The sequence below is a fragment of the Streptomyces sp. SudanB52_2052 genome, assembly GCF_964272415.1.
Lineage (GTDB): Bacteria > Actinomycetota > Actinomycetes > Streptomycetales > Streptomycetaceae > Streptomyces > Streptomyces olindensis.
In genome coordinates this window covers 6,388,550-6,408,696 of sequence record NZ_OZ186796.1, presented here as the reverse complement: position 1 = coordinate 6,408,696, position 20,147 = coordinate 6,388,550, and the positions used below count along the sequence as shown (strand labels likewise).

Here is a 20,147-nt window from a genome sequence, read left to right as displayed (position 1 = left end):
CTGGCCCACGGGGGAGTCACGGGGAGTTGCGGTGCTGGAGCAGGTGGGGTCGCTGATCGGCAGCCCATGGATCTACGCGGTGGTGGCCCTGTCCGTCCTGCTCGACGTGTTCCTGCCGGTGCTGCCCAGCGGCGTCCTGGTGATCACGGCGGCCACGGCGGCGGCCGCGGGCTCGGCGACCGACGTGCCCGACATCCTGGCCCTGACCCTGTGCGCAGCCACCGCCTCCGTCCTGGGTGACCTGGTCGCCTACCGCCTCGCCTGGCGCGGCGGGGACCGGCTGGACCGGGCGATCTCCCGGTCCCGGCGCCTGACCACCGCGCAGGAACGTCTCGGCGCGGCGCTCGCGCGGGGCGGCGGCGCGCTCGTCGTCCTCGCCCGCTTCGCCCCCGCGGGCCGCTCCGTCGTCTCCCTCGGCGCGGGCGCCGCCCACCGCCGCGCCCGCGACTTCCTCCCCTGGTCGGCCCTGGCCGGCCTCACCTGGGCGGTGTACAGCGTCGCCCTGGGCTACTTCGGCGCGCACTGGCTGGGCGCGAGCTGGCTGGCGACGGCGGTGTCGGTGGGGGCGCTGTTCGCGGCGGGGGCGGGGGCGGCGTACCTGATGCGCAGGGAGCCTCGGGCCTCGTAGCGGGCCCGCTCAGCCCGCCCGGCGCGTACCGGCCCCTCGTACCTCCAGGCCGTCCAGCAGCTCGGCCGTGGCCTGCGCGACGGCCTCCACCGCGCGGTCGAACACCTCCTGGTTGTGAGCGGCGGGGGCCCGGAAACCCGAGACCTTCCGCACGTACTGCAACGCGGCAGCCCGAATGTCCTCCGCCGTGGCCTCTTCGGGCAGCACGGGCGGACGCAGGGTCTTGATACTCCGGCACATGCCCCCAGTCTCGCCCGTTCGGCTCCCGTAGGACAGCGACTCCTGTCATGATCACGGAGAGGCGGCCACCATCCCGGGGCCGACCGACGAGAGGAACCCGACATGGGCAACGACATCACCGTGGCCGCCCTGGGCCCGGGCGGCGTGGGCGGCCTGCTCGCCGCCCTGCTCTCCCGCGCCGGCCACCGCGTGATCTGCCTGGCCGGCGAGACGACGGCCGACGCCCTGCGCACCGACGGCATCCAGGTCCGCAGCGGCCGCTTCGGCGACTTCACGGCCCGCGTGGAGGCCGACACCCGGCTGCGCGAACCGGTCGACGCCTGCCTGATCGCCGTCAAGCACACCACCCTCGACGCCGCCCTGGCGCGCGTCCCCGCGTCCGCGCTGTCCGACGGCCTCCTCGTGCCGTTCCTGAACGGCGTCGAACACCCGGCGGCCCTGCGCGCCCGCTACCGGGCCGACCGCGTCGCCCCCGCCGTCATCCGCGTGGAGTCGACCCGGATCGCCCCCGGCGTCATCGAACACGGCAGTCCCTTCGCGGAGATCGACCTGACCGGCACGGGCGTCCCCCGGGCCCGCCTCGACGCCCTGGCGGAGACCTTCAACGCCGCCGGCCCGGCCACCCGGGTCCTGGCGGACGAGACGGCGGCCCTGTGGGCGAAGATGTCGTTCCTCGCCCCGATGGCCCTGCTGACCACCCGCCACGGCGTCCCTCTCGGCGAGGTCCGCACCCGCCACCGCGACGAACTCACCGCGCTGGTCGAGGAGACGGCCGCGATCAGCCGCGCGTGCGGCGGCCCGGCGGACCCGGCCCAGGCCCTCGCCCGCTACGACACCTTCCCGCCGTCGATGAAGTCCTCGATGCAGCGCGACGCCGAGGCGGGCCGGCCCCTCGAACTGGACGCCATCGGCGGTGCGTTGCTCCGCGCCGCCGACCGCCACGGCATACCGGCTCCGGTGACGGAACGGGTGGTGGGCGAACTGACCCCCGACGAGGGAGCGGTCGACACGATCACGAGCAGTTAGCTTGTCTTACTGACAGTGCTGCCGGAGTCTCGATAGTGTGCAGGCGGCGCGAAGGGGGACGGGCATGCGCAAGTTCTTGTCGTCATTACGCAGGGCGGCTCCGACGCGCACCGGCTCGGCGCTCCGCGCACTCGTCATTGCGACGGCCGCCTGGATGCTCGGTCTCTCCTATGCCGCGCTCAGCGGCCGTGGCGTCGAAGCCGTCATGCTCGTCACGGCCGGCACGGTCGTGCTCGTTCTCGTCGTGCAGAAGGCCTTCGCGCTGTTCGACAACCTGGAACTCGTCCGGGAACTGTCCCAGAAGGAAAACTACTTCCGTTCCCTGGTGCAGGACTCGAGCGACGTCATCATGCTCGTCGCCCCCAGCGGCATCCTGAGGTACGTCTCCCCGGCCGCCGAGGGTGTCTACGGCCGCCCGGCGGAGGATCTGGTGGGGACGGAACTGGCCGGTCTCATCCACCCGGAGGACCTGGGCAGCGTCGTGCACGAGGTGCGGCGTTTCCTCGCCGCCGACCCGGGCGAGGAGCCCACCACGCGCATCGAGTGCCGCTTCCGCTCGGGCGACGGAACCTGGATCCATGTCGAGTCGATCGTCAAACGGCACCACGGCGGCCTCATCTTCAACAGCAGGGACGTCACCGAACGGGTCCGGCTCCAGGCCCAGTTGCAGCACAACGCGGAGCACGACCCGCTCACCGACCTGCCCAACCGCGCCCTGTTCACCAAGCGCGTCCAGCACGCGCTGTCGGGCCGCCGCGCCTCCGACCGGGGCGTGGCCCTGCGGAACACGGCCGTGCTCTTCATCGACCTCGACGGCTTCAAAGCCGTCAACGACACCATCGGGCACCAGGCCGGGGACGAACTGCTCGTCCAGGCCGCCCGCAGACTGCAGGACTCCGTCCGCCAGGGCGACACCGCCGCACGGCTCGGCGGGGACGAGTTCGCCGCCCTGATCGTCGGGGACAACACCCACGACCGTGACGCCCGGGCGCAGCACATCATCGACTTCGCCGACCGCCTCAGGACGACGCTCTCCCAGCCCTACCTCATCGACGGCAACGATGTCCGCGTCAACGCCTCCATCGGCGTGGCCTTCGCCGAGCCCGGCCTCGGCGCGGGCGAACTGCTGCGCAACGCGGACCTGGCGATGCACCGGGCCAAGGCCGGCGGCAAGGGCCGCGTCGAGCTGCGCAAGCCGCAGATACAGCAGGACGCCGTCCGCAAGGCCGAGCGGGCCACACGGCTGCGCGCCGCGCTCCACGACGGCGAGTTCGCCCTGCTCCACCAGCCCGTGGTGTCCCTGGAGGACGGCCGGATCACAGCGGTGGCCGCTCACGTGCGCTGGCGCTCCTCGCAAGGGGTGCTCTTCACCCCGGCGGAGATCCAGCGCGCGGCCGAAGGCAGCGACGAGACCGCCGAGTTGGACCGGTGGGTGATCGAGGAGGCCGTCGAACAGGCCGCAGAACGGTATGCGGCGGGCCACGCGGTGCCGGTGGCCATCCGCATCAGTGCCCGCCGGCTCCTGGACCCGTCGAAGCCCCTCGGCTCGATCGAGGCGCTGCTCACCCGGCACGGGCTGCCCTCCGGGTTGCTGATCATCGAGCTGTTCGACGCCGATGCGGCAGTCTCCTTGGACGAACTGGAACGTCGTCTGGGCGCCCTCAGGCGGATCGGTGTCCGGATCACGGTCGACGGGTTCGGCAGCGGCCCGGCGGCGATCACGACCCTCAGGCGCCTCCCCGTCGACGTCCTGAAGCTCGACCGCGGCCTGGTCGAGGGCGTCGTCGAGTCCGCGCGCCTGCACAAGATCACCAGTGGGCTGCTGCGCATCGCCGGCGACCTCGGGCTGCAGTCCGTGGCCGAAGGCGTGGACCTGCCCGAGCAGGTCGTCGCCCTGCACGCGATGGGCTGCACCCACGGGCAGGGCATGGCGTTCTCCGGGCCGCTCGACGAGTACCGGCTGCGCCGGGCGCTCGCCGCCGGCCGCTATCCGGTGCCGCACAGGCGGCCCGGCGCCGGCTTCGAGGGCAGCGACGTACGGGGCACAGCATCAGACGGCGACACCTTCGCCGGACCGGGGCTCGCGACGGCGGAGTTGCTGCGCGAGTACGCGCGGCACAGCCAGGACGAGGCCGACGCGGTAGCCAGAGCGGCGGGTGAACTCGAGTACGCCCTCGCCCGGCTCTTCGCGATTCTGGGGCCGCCTCCCGAACCGACGGCACTCGAGTACGACCCGGCAGGAAGCGGTGATGGAGGCGCGCGGCAGTGAGCGTGGAAGAAAGCAGCGGCGCCCCGCCCCTCCCGCCGGACGACCTCGTCGTCTCGGTGGGTCTGGAGATCGCCATGAAGTGGGGTGCCGCCCTCGGCGGACCGGAGCAGCTCAAGGTTGCGTTGGCGGCCCTGGAACCACAGTTGAAGCGGGACCACCAGATCCGGCTCAGGCAGCTGGACATGCAGCGGGAGGCGGCCGCGCGCAAGGACGAGAACGCCAGGGCGGCCGCGGAGCGCGAAGTGCGGCTGGCGCGAGAGAAGCGTCAGCACGCGCTCTGGATGACGGGCCTGTACGTGGGCGCCGTGATCAGCGTCGTCATGCTCGGCGCCGGCATCTACGTCGCCAGGGACGTGTGGTGGCTGGCGATCATGCTGTGCGGTCCCAGCCTGATCGCCATGGGCAAGCTCTACGTGCTGCGGCGCAGCGACAGGGAGGACATGAAGGCAGTGGCCCGAAACGCCCGGGGTGCGACGAACGCCGCCGGCCAGGCGCAGCCTCCGGCCGTTCCGTGACGAGTGCGGCAAGCCCCCGGAGTAGCCGGTCACCTGTTCGCATGAACCACGGGAAGACACTCGTCCACTCAATTCGAACAGGCGTATCATTGGGTCGTGGCTACGACCTATGACTTTCCGAGTGACCTCCTCGCCGGTCAGGAGGAACTCCATCAGGTCCGGGCCGAGCTGTCGGCCCTGCTGAAACGACTCCCGTGGTCGGTGGAGCCGCTGGACGGCTTCAGCGACGACAACGGCTGGCGCAAGGTGGAACGCCCCGCCTCCCCCGGCTGGACGGCCGACGAGCAGGCGGAGGTCGAGAAGCTCCGGCGGCGCGAACACGAGCTCGCGGTGTTCGTCAGCACCCACCGCTACTGGTCCGAACTCAGCGGCCCCGAGCGGGTGGTGGCCCGCTCGGCGCTGAAGCACGCGCACGAGGATCCGCCGGAGGAGACCGACGGAGCCTCGTAGCGGCTCGGCGGCCCGGACGTCAGCCGGCGCCACCGCCCTTGCCGAGGAGCTTGTTCATCTCGCTGATCTCGGCGTTCTGCGCGGTGACGATGTCGTCGGCCATGGCCTTGGCGGGGCCGTAACGGCCCTTGCTCTTCTCGACGGTGGCCATCTCCACGGCTCCCTCGTGGTGCTCGACCATCAACGCCAGGAACTTCGCGTCGAAGGCCTTGCCCGAGGACTTCTCCAGCTCGGCCATGTCGTCGTCGCTCATCATCCCCGGCATGCCGGAGTGGCCCGCGGCGGAGTGGTCCATTCCGGCGCCGGGCTCGGGGACGTCCTCGCCCCAGGCCTTCAGCCAGCCGGTCATGGTCTTGATCTCCGGGTCCTGCGCCTTCTCGATCCGCGCCGCGAGGTCCTTCACCGCGCCGGAGGAGGCCCGGCCGTCGGCCAGTCGCGCCATCTCCAGGGCCTGCCGGTGGTGCGGGATCATGCCCTGCGCGAAGGAGACGTCCTGTGCGTTGTGCTGTCCGGCCGTGGGCTCGGTCGCGGTGCCGCTCCCGGTGTCGGCACCGGCGGACGAGGAGGCGTGCCCCTGGTGCCCGCTGCCGTTGTCGTTGCCGTCGCCGCCGCAGGCGGCGAGGGCGGTCACGGCGACGCCCGCCACCACCACGAGGGCGGCCCGGCGCGTCAGGGTACGGATGCTGGTCATGCGTGAACTCCTGCTTGCTTCGGCTTGCTTCTGGAACGAATTCAGGACACGGCGACGCATCGCCCCGGGCATGTGAGCCGGCGCGGGGCGTGAGGGTGTCCTATATCCGCAGAAGCTGGAGTTCGGAGAGCGACGGCGGGGCGCGCGCACCGTCCGGATCGGCGACCGCGTGCGCCCGTACGGCGTCCTCCCGTACGGAAACGGGGACCGGGTCGGCGACGAGCAGGGGCAGCACGGGCCCACCGCTGACAGCCCCCGACGCACAGGTCGCGTCGGCGTGCTGGACGTGCCCGTGACCGCATTGCCCGTAGGGCGTGGCCTGCGGCTGATGTGCGGCGGAGGTGCCTTCGTGGGTCTGGGCCGCGTGCGAAGGCTGCGCATGCATCGGCTGCGCATGCATCGGCTGCGCATGCATCGGCTGCGCATGCATCGGCTGCGCGTGCGCCTGCCCGGGTAGACCACCACCGGGCGCCAGCCCGTGCATCCCCAGCAGCCCCACCAACAGCCCCAGCACACACAGCGCACGCCATCGCCGTACGGCGAATCGCGGGGCGCGCTGTCGGGGGCTGTTCACGCCGCACATCGTAGAGAACGCCGCGGGCCGATGTCGGCCCGGGGGTCATGGAATCCACTGGACCTTGATGTGCCCCGGCCGCCGGATCACGCCGCGGCGCGGCGGGGCGGCGACTCCACGGACACGGTCGCGAGGTCTTCCGGCCGCCATGTGGAGTGCGTCCCTGTGGAGTGCATCGTGAGACCCGGAGCAGAGCCTTGGCCGACCGCCTGGAGATCAACCACGCCGTCGGACTGGGGAACGCTGCCCTTGGTGCGCAGCGCGCCCTCCTGCGACGGCAGGAAGTCCGTGTTGATCTCGCGGACCAGGGCCTCGGACATCATGTCCCGGCGGACGCAGAAGGTGTAGTGCTTACGGTCCCGGCTGACCCTGGTGCCGAAGGTGCGGAGCGGCAGCAGGGCGGGATCCACGAGTTCGTACTGGGTGCGGAACTCCGGTTCGGCGGCCGCCAGCTCCGGGTGCAGCTCGAACGCGTCCGTGCCGGACAGGTGCCGGAAGTACTCGTCCAGATCCCTCAGCAGGTCGGGATGGATGTGACCGGCGACGATCAGTTGATCTGTGCGGATGCCGCCTGAAACGGGCGTCCAGCGCGTGCGTATCAGGTGGGCATCCTGCAGCTCATCGACGATCGCCCATGAGGTCCTGAATGTCGGCATAAGGCTCACGTTCCACCCATGGGGAACGTTTGTCCAGATACAGGCCGCGCGAGCGCACGCGTGAAAGGCCCTCCAAAGAACGTATGGAGGGCCTCTGACCTGCTGACGGATCCGGTGGGCGCGGACGGTTTCGAACCGCCGACATCCTGCTTGTAAGGCAGGCGCTCTACCCCTGAGCTACGCACCCGGGCTCCCGGGCCACGCGCCCAGGACGAGTCGACAGCCTACATTGCCCGGGGCGCGGTCCCGCAAACCCGTATCGGGGGCCGTGCCGGGGGTTAACCCCACCGTTGATCCGGGAGTGGCCCGGATCCCTCCTGGGGGCCTGGATCCATACGGTCGTAGAGCGCCCGAGAGCGCCCGTCGTCCGTCCAGGGGGAGATCGTCATGGCCCGCACCACTCGCACCACTGCCACCACCACCGGCACTACCGGCACTACCGGCACCACCCGCTCCCTCCCCGCCCGTGCGGTCGCCGTCGCCGGTGCCGTCGTGGTGCTCGTCGCCGGGCTGAGTGCCTGCGGGGCGTCCGCCGGGGACGACACGGACCCGGACCGCCGGTCCTTCGAGCTGCAGGGCCGCACGCTCACCGTGGACTCCGACGACTCGGCCCTGGAGATCGTCGCCGCCGACGACAACCCGGCGGGCAGGATCGACGTGACCCGGTGGTTCCAGGGGTCGGTCGTCATCGGCAAGGACCCCGAGGTCACCTGGTCCATGCGGGACGACCGGCTCGTGCTGCGGCTGAAGTGCTCCGGCGTCGTCGCCGACTGCTCGGCCAAGCACCGCATCGAGGTGCCCCGCGGCGTCACCGTGAAGGTCGAGGACGGCGACGGGAGTGTGCGCGCCCGGGGCTTCCGGGACCCGCTGAGCATCCGCACGGGCGACGGCTCCGTCCGCGTCACCGACACCACCGGTCCCCTGGAGCTGCGTACCGGCGACGGGTCCATCCGCGTCAGCGACGCCACCGGCCGCCTGGAGATGCGCACCGACGACGGGTCCATCCGCGTCAGCGACGCCACCGGCCCGCTCCGGATGCGCACCGGCGACGGTTCCATCCGGGCGGACGTCTCCTCCCGTGACGTCCGCACCCACACCGGTGACGGCTCGGTCCGCCTCGAACTCGGCGCCGTACCGGACCGGGTCGAGTCCCGCAGCGGCGACGGTTCCGTGACCATCGCCGTGCCCCGCGCCGCCTACCGGGTGACCACCGAGACCGGTGACGGCGGCGTGGACGTGTCCGTGCCCCGCGACGAGACCAGCCCGCACGTGGTGTCCGCCCGGACCGGCGACGGCAAAGTGACGGTCCGAACCGCGAACTGATCGGCCCGTGTGTTCGTCCTCTACCGGTGGGAGAATGACACCGGGCAGGGTGGACCACAGCACGGGAGAGGGATGTGACGGCGACACCAGCGCAGCCGAACTCGCCGTCGGTGCCGCGCGCACATCGTCCGCGCCGCCGCCTCCCCCGCACCCCCGGCCCGCTCCGGGACACGCTCGCCCTGACGGTGCTGCCCCTGCTGGCCGCGCTGGCGCTGCCCGCCGCCTTCGCGGGCGGCGGCACCCGGCGCTGGTTCGGCGGCCGGGCCGAGGGCCAGCGGGCCGAGGCGCAGGCCGCGAAGGACGCCGCCGCGGCCGCCTTCTACGAGCTCGACACCGCCCAGCGCGACCTGCGCATCTCGATCGAGACGATCACCGCCGTCGACGATTCGCCCGCCGCCCGGCGCGCCGTCACCGACTTCGACGCCCTCGGCCGCCGCATCGACGAGGCCAGCAGCCGGTACATCAGCGCCGTCGACGCCCACGACCTCGACCGCGACGACCTGGAGGCCTCGGCCGCCTCTCGCGCCCGCACCGAGCTGACCGCCGCCAAGGAGGAACTCGGCCGGGTCAAGCAGGAGCTGGACCGGTTCGCCGACGGCCTCGGCCCGCTGCTCGGCAAGGCCGAGACCCAGCTGGCCCGCCTCGCCCCCGCCGTCGAGCGCGCCCGGCAGGGCCTGCTGGCCGCCTCCAACGCCCTCGACGCCGTGCGCGCCTCGGGCCTGAAGGCGGACGACCTCGCCGCCCGGCTCGCCGCCCTCTCCCCGGAGCTCACCAAGCTGAACCAGGGCGCCGGGCAGCACGGCGTGCCCCAGACCCTGGAGCGCGCCGAGCGGGTCACGCGGGAGGCCGAGGCGGTCCGCGTGGAGGCCGAGCGGCTGCCCGACCGGGCCGCCGAGATCGACCATCGGCTCGTCTCCCTGCGCACCCGCGCCCAGGCCCTCACCACCCGCTCCGAGCAGGTCCCGCCGATCCTGAGCGAACTGCGCCGCCGCTTCACCGCCGCCTGCTGGCAGGACCTGCAGAGAGTCCCCGAGGTCGCCGCCGAGAACGTCCGCCAGGCCGAGGTGAAGCTGGCGGAGGCCCGCACCGCCCGTGACGAGCAGCGCTGGGCCGACGCGACGGCCCTGCTGTCGACCGTGCGGGCCCTGCTGAACACCACCGACGAGGCCGTTTCGGCCGCCGGCGACCGACTGCACCGCCTGAACGCCGTGCAGAAGGACCCCCAGCAGGAGATCGACCGCACCCGCTTCGCCATCCGCGACGCCCAGCGCCTCGCCATGGCCGGCCGCAACACCCCCGACCCGCGTCACGCCCGGCCCCTGGACGACGGCGTGGCGCGCCTGGAACGGGCTATCGCCACGCTTGAGGGCCGCCACCCCGACTACTGGCACTTCCTCACGGAGACGGAAGCGGTACGCCGGTCCGTGGCGCACGTGGTCGCCCTGATCCGCGAGGAACGGGGAGCGGCGGGCCACTGACCGTGCCGGTTAACCTGTGCGCATGCCTCGCTACGAGTACCGCTGCCGTACCTGCGGCGACACCTTCGAACTGAGCCGTCCCATGGCGGAGTCCTCCGCTCCCGCGGCCTGCCCCTCGGGCCACGACGACACGGTGAAGCTCCTCTCCACGGTCGCGGTGGGAGGCTCGGCCTCCGCCCCGGCCCCGGCGCCCCGCGCGGGTGGCGGAGGCGGCGGCTGCTGCGGTGGCGGCTGCTGCGGCTGACGCTCTCCTCGGGATCCCTTCAGTTCGGGATCCCGTCAGTTCCTCAGGATCCCTTCAGGTCCGGTTTCCTAGCGTGGCGGCATGACAGCCATCGCCGCGGACGCCGGACCGCAGTGGGTCAACGACCTCATGGACGCGCTGGGCGCGCCGGGTGCCGGTCTCGCCATCGCCCTGGAGAACCTGTTCCCGCCCCTGCCCAGCGAGGTGATCCTGCCGCTGGCCGGGTTCGCCGCGAGCAGCGGGCGGATGAGCCTGCTCGCCGTCCTGCTGTGGACGACGGCCGGCTCCGTGATCGGCGCGCTGGCGCTGTACGGGGTCGGGGCGCTGCTCGGCCGTGACCGGACGGTGGCCGTCGCGGCCCGGCTTCCGCTGGTGAAGGTCTCGGACATCGAGAAGACCGAGGCGTGGTTCCTCAAGCACGGCACCAAGGCCGTGTTCTTCGGGCGGATGATCCCGATCTTCCGCAGTCTGATCTCCGTGCCGGCGGGCGTGGAGCGCATGCGCCTGCCGGTGTTCCTGGGCCTGACCACGCTGGGCAGCGCGATCTGGAACACGGTGTTCGTGCTCGCGGGCTACTTCCTCGGCGCGAACTGGCACACGGTGTCCGACATCGTCTCCACCTACTCCAAGGTGGTCCTGGCCGTGGCGGCACTGGCAGTGGTGGCGTTCATCGCGATACGGCTGCTGCGGCGACGCCCTGAAGGAGCGCCGGGCGGTGCCGATGTGCGGCTCCGCCGCGAGACGCGAACGGCCACGACGGCGCCGCACCCGCACGACGACCAGGACACCCGAGTTCTCAGGCGCCCTGTACTGCCCTCAGAAACTCCCGCAGGATCCGCTCCCCGGCGAGGACACCCCGGTCGGGAAGCACTCTGATCGAGGGAGCCGTGAAGCCGGTGTCGGCCAGCTCCCCGTGGCCGGGCCGCCAGCCCTGGTCCGCCGCGAGGAGCAGGTCGGTGTCGAGCAGGGAGTCACCCGCGGCGAGCGTGAGATCGGCCCCGGTCCGCCGGGCCACCTCGCGCATCGCCGCGCTCTTGGTGAGCGGCTTGGGCACGGCGTAGATCTTGCGGCCCTGGAGGGACACCGTCCAGCCGCGGTTCTCCGCCCACACCGCGAGTTCCTTCACCCAGTCCTCGTGCAGCAGTTCGCGCTCGACGACGAGGTAGGCGAAGAGGTCGTCGGCGGTGCGGTGCTTGCGCACCCACACCGGGTCGGCGGCCCGCAGCAGGTGTTCCTGCACCTCGGCCAGGGGTGCGCACTGGTCGGCCAGCCGCGCGGTCACCCGCGCGTGCCAGTCCGGGTCGGAGACGCCGTCCACCATGAGGTGCCCGCCGTTGGCGCAGATCGCGTACGTCGGCTCCGGGCCCGGCAGGTTGATGCGCTGGTACTGCTTGCGGGTCCGGGTCGTCGTCGGCACGAACACGGCCGCGTCGCCCAGGTCGGTGAGGAGCTGGGCCGCCGTCTCCGTCATGTACGACAGCGGCCTGCTCTCGTGCACCTCCACGCACAGCAGCCGGGGCGCCCGCGCGTCGGGCATGGTCAGCGCCAGGGCCGCAGAGGAGTAGATCAGGGTGCGGTCCAGGTCGCTCGCGACGAGTACGGGCATCAGACCGTCACCGCCTTGCCGTCGGCGCCGGTCGCGCCCCGGGTGTACTTGGGGTGGATCAGGCCGACGCAGGTGTAGGGCAGGTCGGCCACCTCCTCGACGGGCACGCCGCGCTGCTCGGCCAGCAGGCGGACGTGGTCGAGGTCGCTGCCCGCCCCGGCGCGTGCCAGGACCTTCCACGGCACGCGGCGCAGCATGACCCGGGTGGTCTCGCCGACGCCGGGCTTGACGAGGTTGACGTCGTGGATGCCGTACTCCTCACTGATGCGTTCGACGGCGGCCCAGCCCTCCCAGGTGGGCGAGCGGTCGGCGGCGAGCAGGTCCTTGGCCTGGGCGCAGGCGGCGTCCGCGACCTCCGGGAAACGGGCGGAGACGGCGTCCAGGAAGGTCACCGACACGTCGGTGCCGGCGAGTTCGCGGTAGAACTTCGCGCCGTGGAAGTCGTGCGGGCCGACCAGGTCCGCGCGCAGCACCGTCCGCGAGATCAGGCCGGACACGGTCGAGTTGAGGCAGGCGGAGGGGATGAGGAAGTCCTCGCGGGTGCCGTAGGTGCGCACGCAGGAGCCGGGGTCGGCCAGGACGGCGATCTCCGGGTCGAAGCCGGTGATGCCGTCGGACTCCTCGAACTCCGTGAGGGCCTGGGCGAGTTCGCGGGTGATGGCGCCCTTGCCGGTCCAGCCGTCGACGAAGACGACGTCCCGGGGGTCGTGGTGTGCGGCGAGCCAGCGCAGGGCGTTGGCGTCGATGCCGCGGCCGCGGACGATCGACACGGCGTAGTGCGGCAGGTCGAGGACGTGCCGGTGCTGGGCCCAGCGGCGCATCAGGATGCCGACCGGGGTGCCGGCGCGGGCCAGGGAGACCAGGACGGGTCGGGGGGACCGCTCCGCGAGGACGGTCTCCGTGACGACGCCGACCGCCCGGGCGATGCGGGCCGCCGAGGTCTCCAGCGCGGCGTGGAACAGCTCCTGGTACTGCTCGCTCGGCTGGTACTCCACGGGCAGCGACTCCGCGTAGTGCGCGCCGCCGCTCTGGATGGCCTCCTCGCGCTCCTCGGTCGGCGCCTCCAGCGTCACGTCCGAGAGGTCCTGGAGCAGCCAGCCGACCTCCTCGGGCGCGTACGAGGAGAAGGCGGGGCCGCGGAGGGGCTCGGGCAGCATGGAGGGCCTTTCGGGGGCGGGCCGGGGCTCGGGGACGTACGACGGTACGACGACGAGGAGGACCCGCGGCGTGTGTGCGGCGAGCCGCGCCAGCAGGCCGTCGGGCGCGTGCAGCCGGGGGGTGTCGCCCACCGAGTCGACGACGGCGACGACGGCGTCGAAGCCGGCGCCGGCGACGTTGTAGGCGTACCGCTCTCCGGGGCCGTCGGCGGGGTCGTCGTGGGCGGGGAAGACCAGGCGGGTGCGTATCGCGTAGCCGGGGTCGTCGACGGCGAGGACGGGCGATCGGGTGGTGGTGGAGTAGCGCACCTCGGCGTCCGTGGTCCGCTCCAGGGCCTCGGCGAGCCGCAGCGGGGCGTACATCAGCTCCTCGAAGCCGAGCACGAGCACGCGGCGGGCGTCGGCGGGCAGTGCCGCGGCGATCCGGGCCGCCATGCCGGGCAGGGCGGCCTCCATCCGCTCCCGGTGGGCGGGGGTGAAGCCGTGCCGTCCGCCGTCCGGCAGGTCGCGGGGCCAGTGCAGGTCTATGCGGGTGAGCCGGGGGCGGGTGCCGTCGTCGTCCGGGTGCGGGCCGGTGGGGGCTGATCGCGCAGTTCCCCGCGCCCCTGGAAGGGCGCTGTCGGCCTCGTGGCGCGCCACCAGCTCCTGCCCCTTCTCCAGCACCCCCTCGGGCAGCAGCACCGTCCCCGAAGCCGCCGCCACGAGATCCACCCGCGCGCCGATCTCACGGGCGAACTCCTCCAACCGACCGGCATCCGCCGCCGACCGCATGTCCACCAGCGCCACCACGACGTACCGCCGCCGCGGGTACCGCGCGTGCAGGTCCCGGATGGTGTTCAGCACCGTGTTCCCCGTGGAGAACTCGTCGTCGACGAGGACCAGCGGTCCGTCACCGGCGAGCAGCGCGGGGTCCTCCGGCAGGAGCAGGTGCGAGGTCGCGTGCGAGTGGGACTCCTCGAAGCCGCCCGCGGGGGCGAGGCCGGCGACCGGGCGGCGGGTGGAGTGCAGGCAGGGCGCGAGGCCGAGGCCGTCGGCGACGGAGTGGCCGAGGCCGGTCGCGGTCTCCGCGTAGCCGAGGACGACCGCGGCGCGTGCCTCCTCCTCGCCCAGCAGGTCACGGACCCGGCGGCCGAGCTCGACCCCGTGGCCGTACACCACCGACGGCGACTGCGGCACGTGCTTGCCCAGCACATTCGACACCAGCAGATGCGCCCGCTTGGGGTTGCGGCGCAGCGCCAGTCCCAGCAGGTCGGTCAGCCGGTCGTCACCGGCGAGCCCGACGCCGAGCCGCTCGGCGACCCAGCTGCCCGACCAGACGCCGTCGCGCACCTCGTGGTGCGGCCCCTCGTTCACTGCCTTCTCCATGGATTCCCTGCGTCGCGTTCACCGGTGTACCTGACTCGAGGACTCAGCTCGGCAGCCCCGCCGCGAGCAGTTCCACGAAGCCGATGTCCTCGTTCGCCACGCCGAAAACCTCGGCTCGCAGCAGGGTCCGCTCGGCCCAGGCCCGATGCGGCTTCACCTCGTTCATCTTGTTCGTGTAGGCGGACCTCAGGACACCGCCGCCGCCGCGCTCGGGGCGCACGATGTCCTGGGCGTCCGAGAACTCCTCGTGGCTGACGACCGACAGGGCGTGGACCGGCAGCACGTGCGAGGGATGGATGCAGGTCTTGCCCAGCAGGCCGTTGGCGTGGTCCAGGGAGATCTCCCTCAGCAGGCCGTCCATGGCGTGCTCAATCAGCTTCTCGCGCAGGTCCGCGGCCTGCACCTCCAGGAAGGGGCTCTGCCGCAGCATCGGCTTGAACATGCGCTCCTGGACCCGGAAGTACTCCCACACCGGCCCGGTCACGGTGAAGCCGGTGCCGTCGGCGCGGCCCAGCATGTTCACCACGTCGGCGATCACGGAGGCGACGATCTGGACGTCGTAGGCGGTCATGTCAGGGCCTCTGCGCAGCCCGTAGGAGGAGCAGAAGTCCGTCACGCCGAGGCGCAGGGCGAGGACGCGGTCGCGGTACTTGTCGATCGCGCGGAAGATGCCCTCCAGGGTCTCCACGCGGGTCTCCCGGTAGAGCAGCTCCGGCGACTCCAGCACCGGCATGGCGAAAAGGCGACGGCCGCTTTCGGCCTCGGCGGTCGCCAGGGCCTCCAGGAAGGGGATGCCGCGTTCCTCGGTGAACTTGGGCAGCACGAATCCGGACAGCAGGCGGACGGCGGGGCCGAGGCGTCGCACCAGGTCGGGGATCTGCTCGGGGACGCGGACCCGGATGAACAGCAGCGGCAGGTCCGCGTCCGGGAGGTCGGCGAGGGCGCCGAACTGGCGGACGAGGTTCTCCTCACCGGGGCCGACGTCCGCGTCGTCGATCGAGTCCTCCAGGCACAGCACCATGGAGACCACGCCGCGTCCGCCCTGCTTGACGACGTCGTCGGCGAGGCGCGGCCGGGTGGCCGGGCTGTAGAGCGTGGCGCCCAGGGCGGCCGAGAGCAGCCGGGCCGGGGAGTCCGCGGTGAACACGCAGGGCTCGCGGTGGAAGAGACGCTTCCGCACCTCAGGGGCGATGTGCCCGAAATGACGCATGGAACTCCCCCGTGGTGGTTGCGCGACCTGCGAATCGTCGAAAGCTGGCCGGTAATAGTACGTAGAAGTCCATGTCAAAGGTTCCCGTCAGGCATGAATTTCAGGTAACGCGGGCAAGCAGAGCCGGGCCCGGCCATGACGACGGTAGTCGCCGTCCGCCCTCGGCGCCGCTCGTGGCGGCGCGGCCCCCCGCGTTGTCGTGAGCAGGACCGAGAAGGCAGGATGACCGCATGACGCACGCGATGCTGAAGGGGTCGAACGTCCCGCTGGAAGCCACCACGGTGCGCGCCGTGCTGCGCTGGACACCCGGGCAGGGGGTTCCGGACGTCGACGCCTCCGCGCTGCTCCTCGGCCCCGACGGTCGTGTGCGCTCCGACGAGGACTTCGTCTTCTACAACCAGCCCCGGCACCCCTCCGGGAAGGTGTGGCGGCTCGGCAAGAAGCGGGTCGCCGAGGGCCTGACCGACACGATCCAGACAGATCTCACCGGTGTCGAGACGGAGGTCGGCCGGATTCTGCTCGTCGCCTCGGCGGACGGCGTCACGTTCGACCGCGTACAGGCCCTGCGCATCCTGCTGTACGACGCGGCGGACACCGGGGCGGAGGCGCTGGCGTACTTCGACGTCAAGCCGGAGACGGGCCAGGAGACCGCGCTGATCTGCGGCGAGCTGTACCGGCGCGGCGAGGGCTGGAAGTTCCGCGCGCTGGGCGAGGGCTACGAGAACGGGCTGAAGGGGCTCGCGACCGACTACGGCATCTCGGTGGACGAGTCGGAGGCGGCGGCGGAGGAGCCGACGACGACGGTTCCCACGCCCCCGACCACGGCCGTGCCTCCGCCCGCGCAGCCGACGACCACCGGCCCCGCTCAGCAGCCCCCCGCCACGGTCCAGCACTCCCCCGAGGTGTCCCGGCCGCTGCCGCCGGAGCAGCCGACCGCGGTGCCCGCGCAGCCGGCCTACGGGTATCCGCCCCAGCAGCCCGCGACGACCCAGCCCGCGTACGGCTATCCGCAGCCCACGAGCGGGCCCGGCCACGGCTACCCCCAGGCACCGGCCACGGCGGGCGTCGCGGGGGCGCAGACGGGCTACGGCTACCCGGGGCCGGTCACCGCGGCCCCCGACCCGGACTTCCGCCTGCCCCCGCAGGGCCCGCAGTTCATCGGACGCTAGACCCGGGCCCGCGGGGGCCCGGCCCGGCCGGCGGAGCCAGGGCCCGGCGTGTGGATCACGTGCTCGACGGGCCCTGGACCATCGACGGGCCCTAGACCTTCGTCTTGTAGCCCCGGCCCCACTGCAGCCCCCACCCGTACAGCCGGTCCAGCTCCGCCTGGAAGCCGTAGACGAACTTCGCCTCGCGGCGCACGATGATCTCGTTCTTCACCTTCTCGATCATGACGACGGCGCAGGAGCGGGCCTGCGGCTGGCGTTCGTCGAGGTGGATCTCGATGCGGGGGCCGTTGCTCGGGTAGAGCGTGACGATGGCGTGGGCCCGGTCGAAGGCGGGTGTCTGGTCGTAGATGTAGACGAAGACCAGGAGCCGCTTGATGCTGTCGCGGTGGTCCAGGTTGATGTACATCGTCTCGCCGGACCCGGAGCCGAAGCGGTCGTCGCCGCTGAGCTTGACGTACGGCGGGCCGTTGACGTCTCCGAAGTAGCCGCCGAGGGGCTGGACGACGCCCTTGGTGCCGTCCTGGAGTTCGTACAGGCAGCCCAGGTCGAGGTCGACGTTGACCACGCTCTGGCTGTGGCCGATGACCTCCGGCGGCTTGAGCGCCCTGAAGGGGTGCCGCAGCAGGCTCTCGCGCTGCGAGCCGCCGATGTCGGACGTGCGCATGCGCCAGCTCAGGTTGACCCGCAGGTGGCCGTTGGCCGCGTCCTGCTTGGTGAGGGATATCTGCGCGCGCCGCTTGGTCAGCTCGATCGCGTTGGTGTTCGCGTTGCCCGAGTCGAACTGCACATCGCCGCGCCGGAATCCGTCGAACAGGCCCATTCCGCCCCCAGGTTCTCTTGCGGACCGCAGGTCACCGCCGTGCCCACGGTCCTTGACGACCGACGGGGCGGCCCCGAGGAGTCCTCGGTGGCCGCCCCGCACAGAGCGTTCCTCTCCCGGAGGGGTGTCACACCCCGGAGGAGATTTCAGTCTTCTCGTCCGAGCCGGCTTTTCCCTCGGCCGCCGCGATGGCGCGGTTGCGGCGCACGGAGGACCAGAAGGAGGCACCGATCAGGAGGACGCCGATGGAGCCGGTGATGAACTCGTTGATCTCGTACTGGATGGTGACGAGCAGGACCATGGCGAGGGCGCCGATGGCGTAGTGCGCGCCGTGCTCCAGGTAGACGTAGTCGTCGAGGGTGCCCTCGCGGACCAGGTAGACGGTCAGCGATCGGACGTACATGGCGCCGATGCCGAGGCCGAGGGCCATCAGGACGATGTCGTTGGTGATGGCGAAGGCGCCGATCACGCCGTCGAACGAGAAGGACGCGTCCAGGACCTCGAGGTAGAGGAACATGAAGAACGCGGCCTTGCCGGCCAACAGGACCGCCGACTTGGGCTTGCCCTCGCGCGCGGCCTTCTCCTCGGCCTCGTGCTCGCGCTCCTCCTCCTCTTCGAGCTTGTCCTCGAAGTAGCCGGAGAGGCCGCCGACGATCATGTAGGTGATCAGGCCGGCGATGCCGGAGAGCAGGACGGTCTCCGCCTTGTCGGCGTGGGTGCCGCCGTGCTGGTGGGCGTTGGCGCCGAAGGTGATCGCGGAGATCAGCAGGACGATCAGGGCGATGCAGACCGACAGCATGTCGACCTTGCCGAGCTTGGCCAGGGGGCGCTCCAGCCAGCCGAGCCACTTGATGTCCCGGTCCTCGAAGATGAAGTCCAGGAAGATCATCAGCAGGAACATGCCACCGAAGGCGGCGATCGACGGGTGGGCGTCCGTGACGTACTGCTGGTACTGGTCCTTGTCGGTGAGCGCGAGGTCGACGGCCTCGATCGGGCCCAGCTGGGCGCTGAGCGCGACGATCACGACGGGGAAGACCAGTCGCATACCGAAGACGGCGATGAGAATGCCGATCGTGAGGAAGATCTTCTGCCAGAAGGCATTCATCTTCTTCAGGATCCCGGCGTTGACCACCGCGTTGTCGAAGGACAGCGAGATCTCGAGGACGGACAGGATCGCTACGAGCCCGAAGGCGGCCCACCCTCCGTAGAGCACCGCTGCGACCAGGCCGAGCGCGGTGACCGCGAACGACCACCCGAAGGTTTTCAGAACCACTGGCTACCCAATCGTGTGTGTACGGGGCTCCCCCGCGCCGTACCCGGCTTTACGAAACTTTGAAGCCGAAGTCTAGTCGGACCCCCTTCGCACCCCACGAGGCCCCGCTTTTTGCTCATATCGCGTTATGAGACGTTGACTCCGAAGTCCATGGCGATGCCGCGCAGACCCGACGCGTACCCCTGCCCGACGGCCCTGAACTTCCATTCGCCCTGGTAGCGATAGACCTCGCCGAAGATCATCGCGGTCTCCGTGGAGGCGTCCTCGCTGAGGTCGTAGCGGGCCAGCTCCTGGCCGTCGGCCTGGTTCACCACACGGATGAAGGCGTTGCTGACCTGGCCGAAGGTCTGGCCGCGCTCGTCGGCCAGGTGGATGGAGACGGGAAAGACGATCTTGTCGCAGTGGGGCGGCACCTTGGAGAGGTCGATCAGCAGCGACTCGTCGTCGCCGTCGCCCTCGCCGGTGAGGTTGTCACCGGTGTGCTCGACCGAGCCGTCCGGGCTCTTGAGCTGGTTGTAGAAGACGAACCACTCGTCCCCGAGCACGCGTCCGCCGCTGCACATCAGCGCGCTGGCGTCCAGGTCGAAGGGCGCTCCGGTGGTGGAGCGCGCGTCCCAGCCGAGCCCGACCATCACCTGCGTGAGGTTGGGTGCGGCCTTGGACAGGGAGACATTGCCCCCTTTGGCAAGTGTGACGCCCATGCTGATGTCCCTCCCCGGGTGGTCCTACTGAGGTGGTCTTGCACGTCCGGCGCCGCACGTAAACCGTGCGGCGCCGGACAGGAAGGCCTTCGGGCCCCGTCGCCAGGGCCCTGCGGGTGGCTCAGACGTTCACGCCGAAGTCCTGCGCGATGCCGCGCAGGCCCGAGGCGTAGCCCTGGCCGATGGCGCGGAACTTCCACTCCGCGCCGTGCCGGTAGAGCTCACCGAAGACCATGGCGGTCTCGGTGGAGGCGTCCTCGCTCAGGTCGTACCGGGCGATCTCGGCGCCGCCGGCCTGGTTCACGACGCGGATGAACGCGTTGCGCACCTGGCCGAAGGACTGCTGGCGAGTCTCGGCGTCGTAGATCGAGACCGGGAAGACGATCTTCTCGACGTCGGCCGGGACGCCGGCGAGGTCGACCTTGATCTGCTCGTCGTCGCCCTCGCCCTCACCGGTGAGGTTGTCGCCGGTGTGCTCGACGGAGCCGTCCGGGCTCTTGAGGTTGTTGAAGAAGATGAAGTGCTGGTCGCTGGCGACCTTGCCGGAGTTGTTCAGCAGCAGCGCGCTGGCGTCCAGGTCGAAGTCGGTGCCGGTCGTGGTGCGGACGTCCCACCCCAGACCGACGATGACCGCGGTCAGGCCCGGCGCCTCCTTGGTCAGCGATACGTTGCCGCCCTTGCTGAGGCTGACTCCCACGAGTCCTCCATTGGTGTCCAGGGGCGGGATGCCCCGTTGTGCTCGGATGTCGGAT

Annotated in this window: 20 protein-coding genes, 1 tRNA gene and 1 pseudogene; 10 read left to right on the top strand and 12 right to left on the bottom strand. The window is 71.5% G+C overall.

The genetic code is table 11. The annotated features are described in order from the left end of the window. The first annotated feature begins 31 nt into the window (after nucleotides 1–31). A complete protein-coding gene (locus ACSUPV_RS28675; protein WP_037762992.1) occupies nucleotides 32–628 on the top strand; it encodes a DedA family protein in 597 nt (198 codons plus the stop codon). A gap of 9 nt (nucleotides 629–637) precedes the next feature. Here ACSUPV_RS28675 and ACSUPV_RS28670 read toward each other — a convergent pair whose 3' ends face one another. Next, nucleotides 638–868 carry a DUF2277 domain-containing protein gene (locus ACSUPV_RS28670; RefSeq protein ID WP_031112046.1) on the bottom strand — a complete coding sequence of 77 codons (231 nt, stop codon included), beginning with the start codon at nucleotides 866–868 and terminating at the stop codon, nucleotides 638–640. Nucleotides 869–970: 102 nt separating this feature from the next. Here ACSUPV_RS28670 and ACSUPV_RS28665 point away from each other — a divergent pair, with 102 nt between their 5' ends. From ACSUPV_RS28665 to ACSUPV_RS28650, 4 genes and pseudogenes are all read left to right on the top strand, one after another. Next, nucleotides 971–1,894: a ketopantoate reductase family protein gene (locus tag ACSUPV_RS28665; protein WP_436948828.1), complete on the top strand. Its 924-nt coding sequence runs from the start codon at nucleotides 971–973 to the stop codon at nucleotides 1,892–1,894. 94 nt (nucleotides 1,895–1,988) lie between these two features. Further along, nucleotides 1,989–4,163 (top strand): annotated as a pseudogene (locus ACSUPV_RS28660) (putative bifunctional diguanylate cyclase/phosphodiesterase); the annotation flags it as partial. Continuing rightward, a complete protein-coding gene (locus ACSUPV_RS28655) occupies nucleotides 4,160–4,678 on the top strand; it encodes a hypothetical protein (protein ID WP_037762988.1) in 519 nt (172 codons plus the stop codon). The pseudogene ACSUPV_RS28660 and the gene ACSUPV_RS28655, both read left to right, overlap by 4 nt. Before the next feature lie 96 nt (nucleotides 4,679–4,774). Continuing rightward, complete coding sequence (locus ACSUPV_RS28650) at nucleotides 4,775–5,128, top strand: hypothetical protein (protein ID WP_359788911.1); 354 nt, start codon at nucleotides 4,775–4,777, stop codon at nucleotides 5,126–5,128. A 19-nt stretch (nucleotides 5,129–5,147) separates the two neighbouring features. Here ACSUPV_RS28650 and ACSUPV_RS28645 read toward each other — a convergent pair whose 3' ends face one another. The 4 genes from ACSUPV_RS28645 to ACSUPV_RS28630 form a co-directional block, all read right to left on the bottom strand. Continuing rightward, the gene (locus ACSUPV_RS28645; protein ID WP_436948827.1) at nucleotides 5,148–5,819 is read right to left on the bottom strand and encodes a DUF305 domain-containing protein; all 672 of its coding nucleotides are present in this window, start codon (nucleotides 5,817–5,819) and stop codon (nucleotides 5,148–5,150) included. 100 nt (nucleotides 5,820–5,919) lie between these two features. Beyond that, the gene (locus ACSUPV_RS28640; RefSeq protein WP_436948826.1) at nucleotides 5,920–6,402 is read right to left on the bottom strand and encodes a DUF6153 family protein; all 483 of its coding nucleotides are present in this window, start codon (nucleotides 6,400–6,402) and stop codon (nucleotides 5,920–5,922) included. 77 nt (nucleotides 6,403–6,479) lie between these two features. Continuing rightward, the gene (locus ACSUPV_RS28635) at nucleotides 6,480–7,049 is read right to left on the bottom strand and encodes a hypothetical protein (protein ID WP_037762982.1); all 570 of its coding nucleotides are present in this window, start codon (nucleotides 7,047–7,049) and stop codon (nucleotides 6,480–6,482) included. Nucleotides 7,050–7,164: 115 nt separating this feature from the next. Then, nucleotides 7,165–7,236 (bottom strand) — tRNA-Val (locus ACSUPV_RS28630). 200 nt (nucleotides 7,237–7,436) lie between these two features. Between ACSUPV_RS28630 and ACSUPV_RS28625 the strand changes: the two genes are divergently transcribed. The 4 genes from ACSUPV_RS28625 (at nucleotide 7,437) to ACSUPV_RS28610 (ending at nucleotide 10,970) form a co-directional block, all read left to right on the top strand. Beyond that, nucleotides 7,437–8,372 (top strand): DUF4097 family beta strand repeat-containing protein, encoded by a 936-nt coding sequence (locus tag ACSUPV_RS28625; RefSeq protein WP_037762980.1) that lies wholly within the window; start codon nucleotides 7,437–7,439, stop codon nucleotides 8,370–8,372. A gap of 74 nt (nucleotides 8,373–8,446) precedes the next feature. Then, nucleotides 8,447–9,850: a hypothetical protein gene (locus ACSUPV_RS28620; RefSeq protein ID WP_037762978.1), complete on the top strand. Its 1,404-nt coding sequence runs from the start codon at nucleotides 8,447–8,449 to the stop codon at nucleotides 9,848–9,850. Nucleotides 9,851–9,872: 22 nt separating this feature from the next. After that, on the top strand, nucleotides 9,873–10,094 hold the full coding sequence (locus ACSUPV_RS28615) for an FmdB family zinc ribbon protein (protein WP_031112023.1): 222 nt from the start codon (nucleotides 9,873–9,875) through the stop codon (nucleotides 10,092–10,094). Nucleotides 10,095–10,175: 81 nt separating this feature from the next. After that, entirely contained in the window at nucleotides 10,176–10,970 is a 795-nt protein-coding gene (locus ACSUPV_RS28610; RefSeq protein ID WP_037762977.1) for a DedA family protein, read from the top strand. Here ACSUPV_RS28610 and ACSUPV_RS28605 read toward each other — a convergent pair. From ACSUPV_RS28605 to ACSUPV_RS28595, 3 genes are read right to left on the bottom strand one after another with little or no spacing between them, the layout of a single operon-like run. Then, on the bottom strand, nucleotides 10,891–11,700 hold the full coding sequence (locus tag ACSUPV_RS28605; RefSeq protein ID WP_031112021.1) for a hypothetical protein: 810 nt from the start codon (nucleotides 11,698–11,700) through the stop codon (nucleotides 10,891–10,893). The genes ACSUPV_RS28610 and ACSUPV_RS28605 overlap by 80 nt on opposite strands. Continuing rightward, nucleotides 11,700–14,222, bottom strand: a complete 2,523-nt coding sequence (locus ACSUPV_RS28600) for a phosphoribosyltransferase (RefSeq protein ID WP_436948825.1) — start codon at nucleotides 14,220–14,222, stop codon at nucleotides 11,700–11,702. Before ACSUPV_RS28600 ends, ACSUPV_RS28605 begins: the two co-directional genes overlap by 1 nt. A gap of 43 nt (nucleotides 14,223–14,265) precedes the next feature. Continuing rightward, nucleotides 14,266–15,432 (bottom strand): HpcH/HpaI aldolase/citrate lyase family protein, encoded by a 1,167-nt coding sequence (locus tag ACSUPV_RS28595; RefSeq protein WP_031112019.1) that lies wholly within the window; start codon nucleotides 15,430–15,432, stop codon nucleotides 14,266–14,268. A 230-nt stretch (nucleotides 15,433–15,662) separates the two neighbouring features. On the opposite strand from ACSUPV_RS28595, the gene ACSUPV_RS28590 reads away from it, so the two are divergent. After that, nucleotides 15,663–16,601 carry a TerD family protein gene (locus ACSUPV_RS28590; protein ID WP_031112018.1) on the top strand — a complete coding sequence of 313 codons (939 nt, stop codon included), beginning with the start codon at nucleotides 15,663–15,665 and terminating at the stop codon, nucleotides 16,599–16,601. Nucleotides 16,602–16,692: 91 nt separating this feature from the next. Here ACSUPV_RS28590 and ACSUPV_RS28585 read toward each other — a convergent pair whose 3' ends face one another. From ACSUPV_RS28585 to ACSUPV_RS28570, 4 genes are all read right to left on the bottom strand, one after another. Beyond that, a complete protein-coding gene (locus tag ACSUPV_RS28585) occupies nucleotides 16,693–17,421 on the bottom strand; it encodes a TerD family protein (RefSeq protein ID WP_037762973.1) in 729 nt (242 codons plus the stop codon). Nucleotides 17,422–17,548: 127 nt separating this feature from the next. After that, complete coding sequence (locus ACSUPV_RS28580) at nucleotides 17,549–18,694, bottom strand: DUF475 domain-containing protein (protein ID WP_031112011.1); 1,146 nt, start codon at nucleotides 18,692–18,694, stop codon at nucleotides 17,549–17,551. Between the two features lie 125 nt (nucleotides 18,695–18,819). Then, nucleotides 18,820–19,395 carry a TerD family protein gene (locus tag ACSUPV_RS28575; protein ID WP_031112009.1) on the bottom strand — a complete coding sequence of 192 codons (576 nt, stop codon included), beginning with the start codon at nucleotides 19,393–19,395 and terminating at the stop codon, nucleotides 18,820–18,822. 121 nt (nucleotides 19,396–19,516) lie between these two features. Continuing rightward, the gene (locus ACSUPV_RS28570; protein ID WP_031112007.1) at nucleotides 19,517–20,092 is read right to left on the bottom strand and encodes a calcium homeostasis/redox stress adaptation protein; all 576 of its coding nucleotides are present in this window, start codon (nucleotides 20,090–20,092) and stop codon (nucleotides 19,517–19,519) included. Nucleotides 20,093–20,147: the final 55 nt, after the last annotated feature.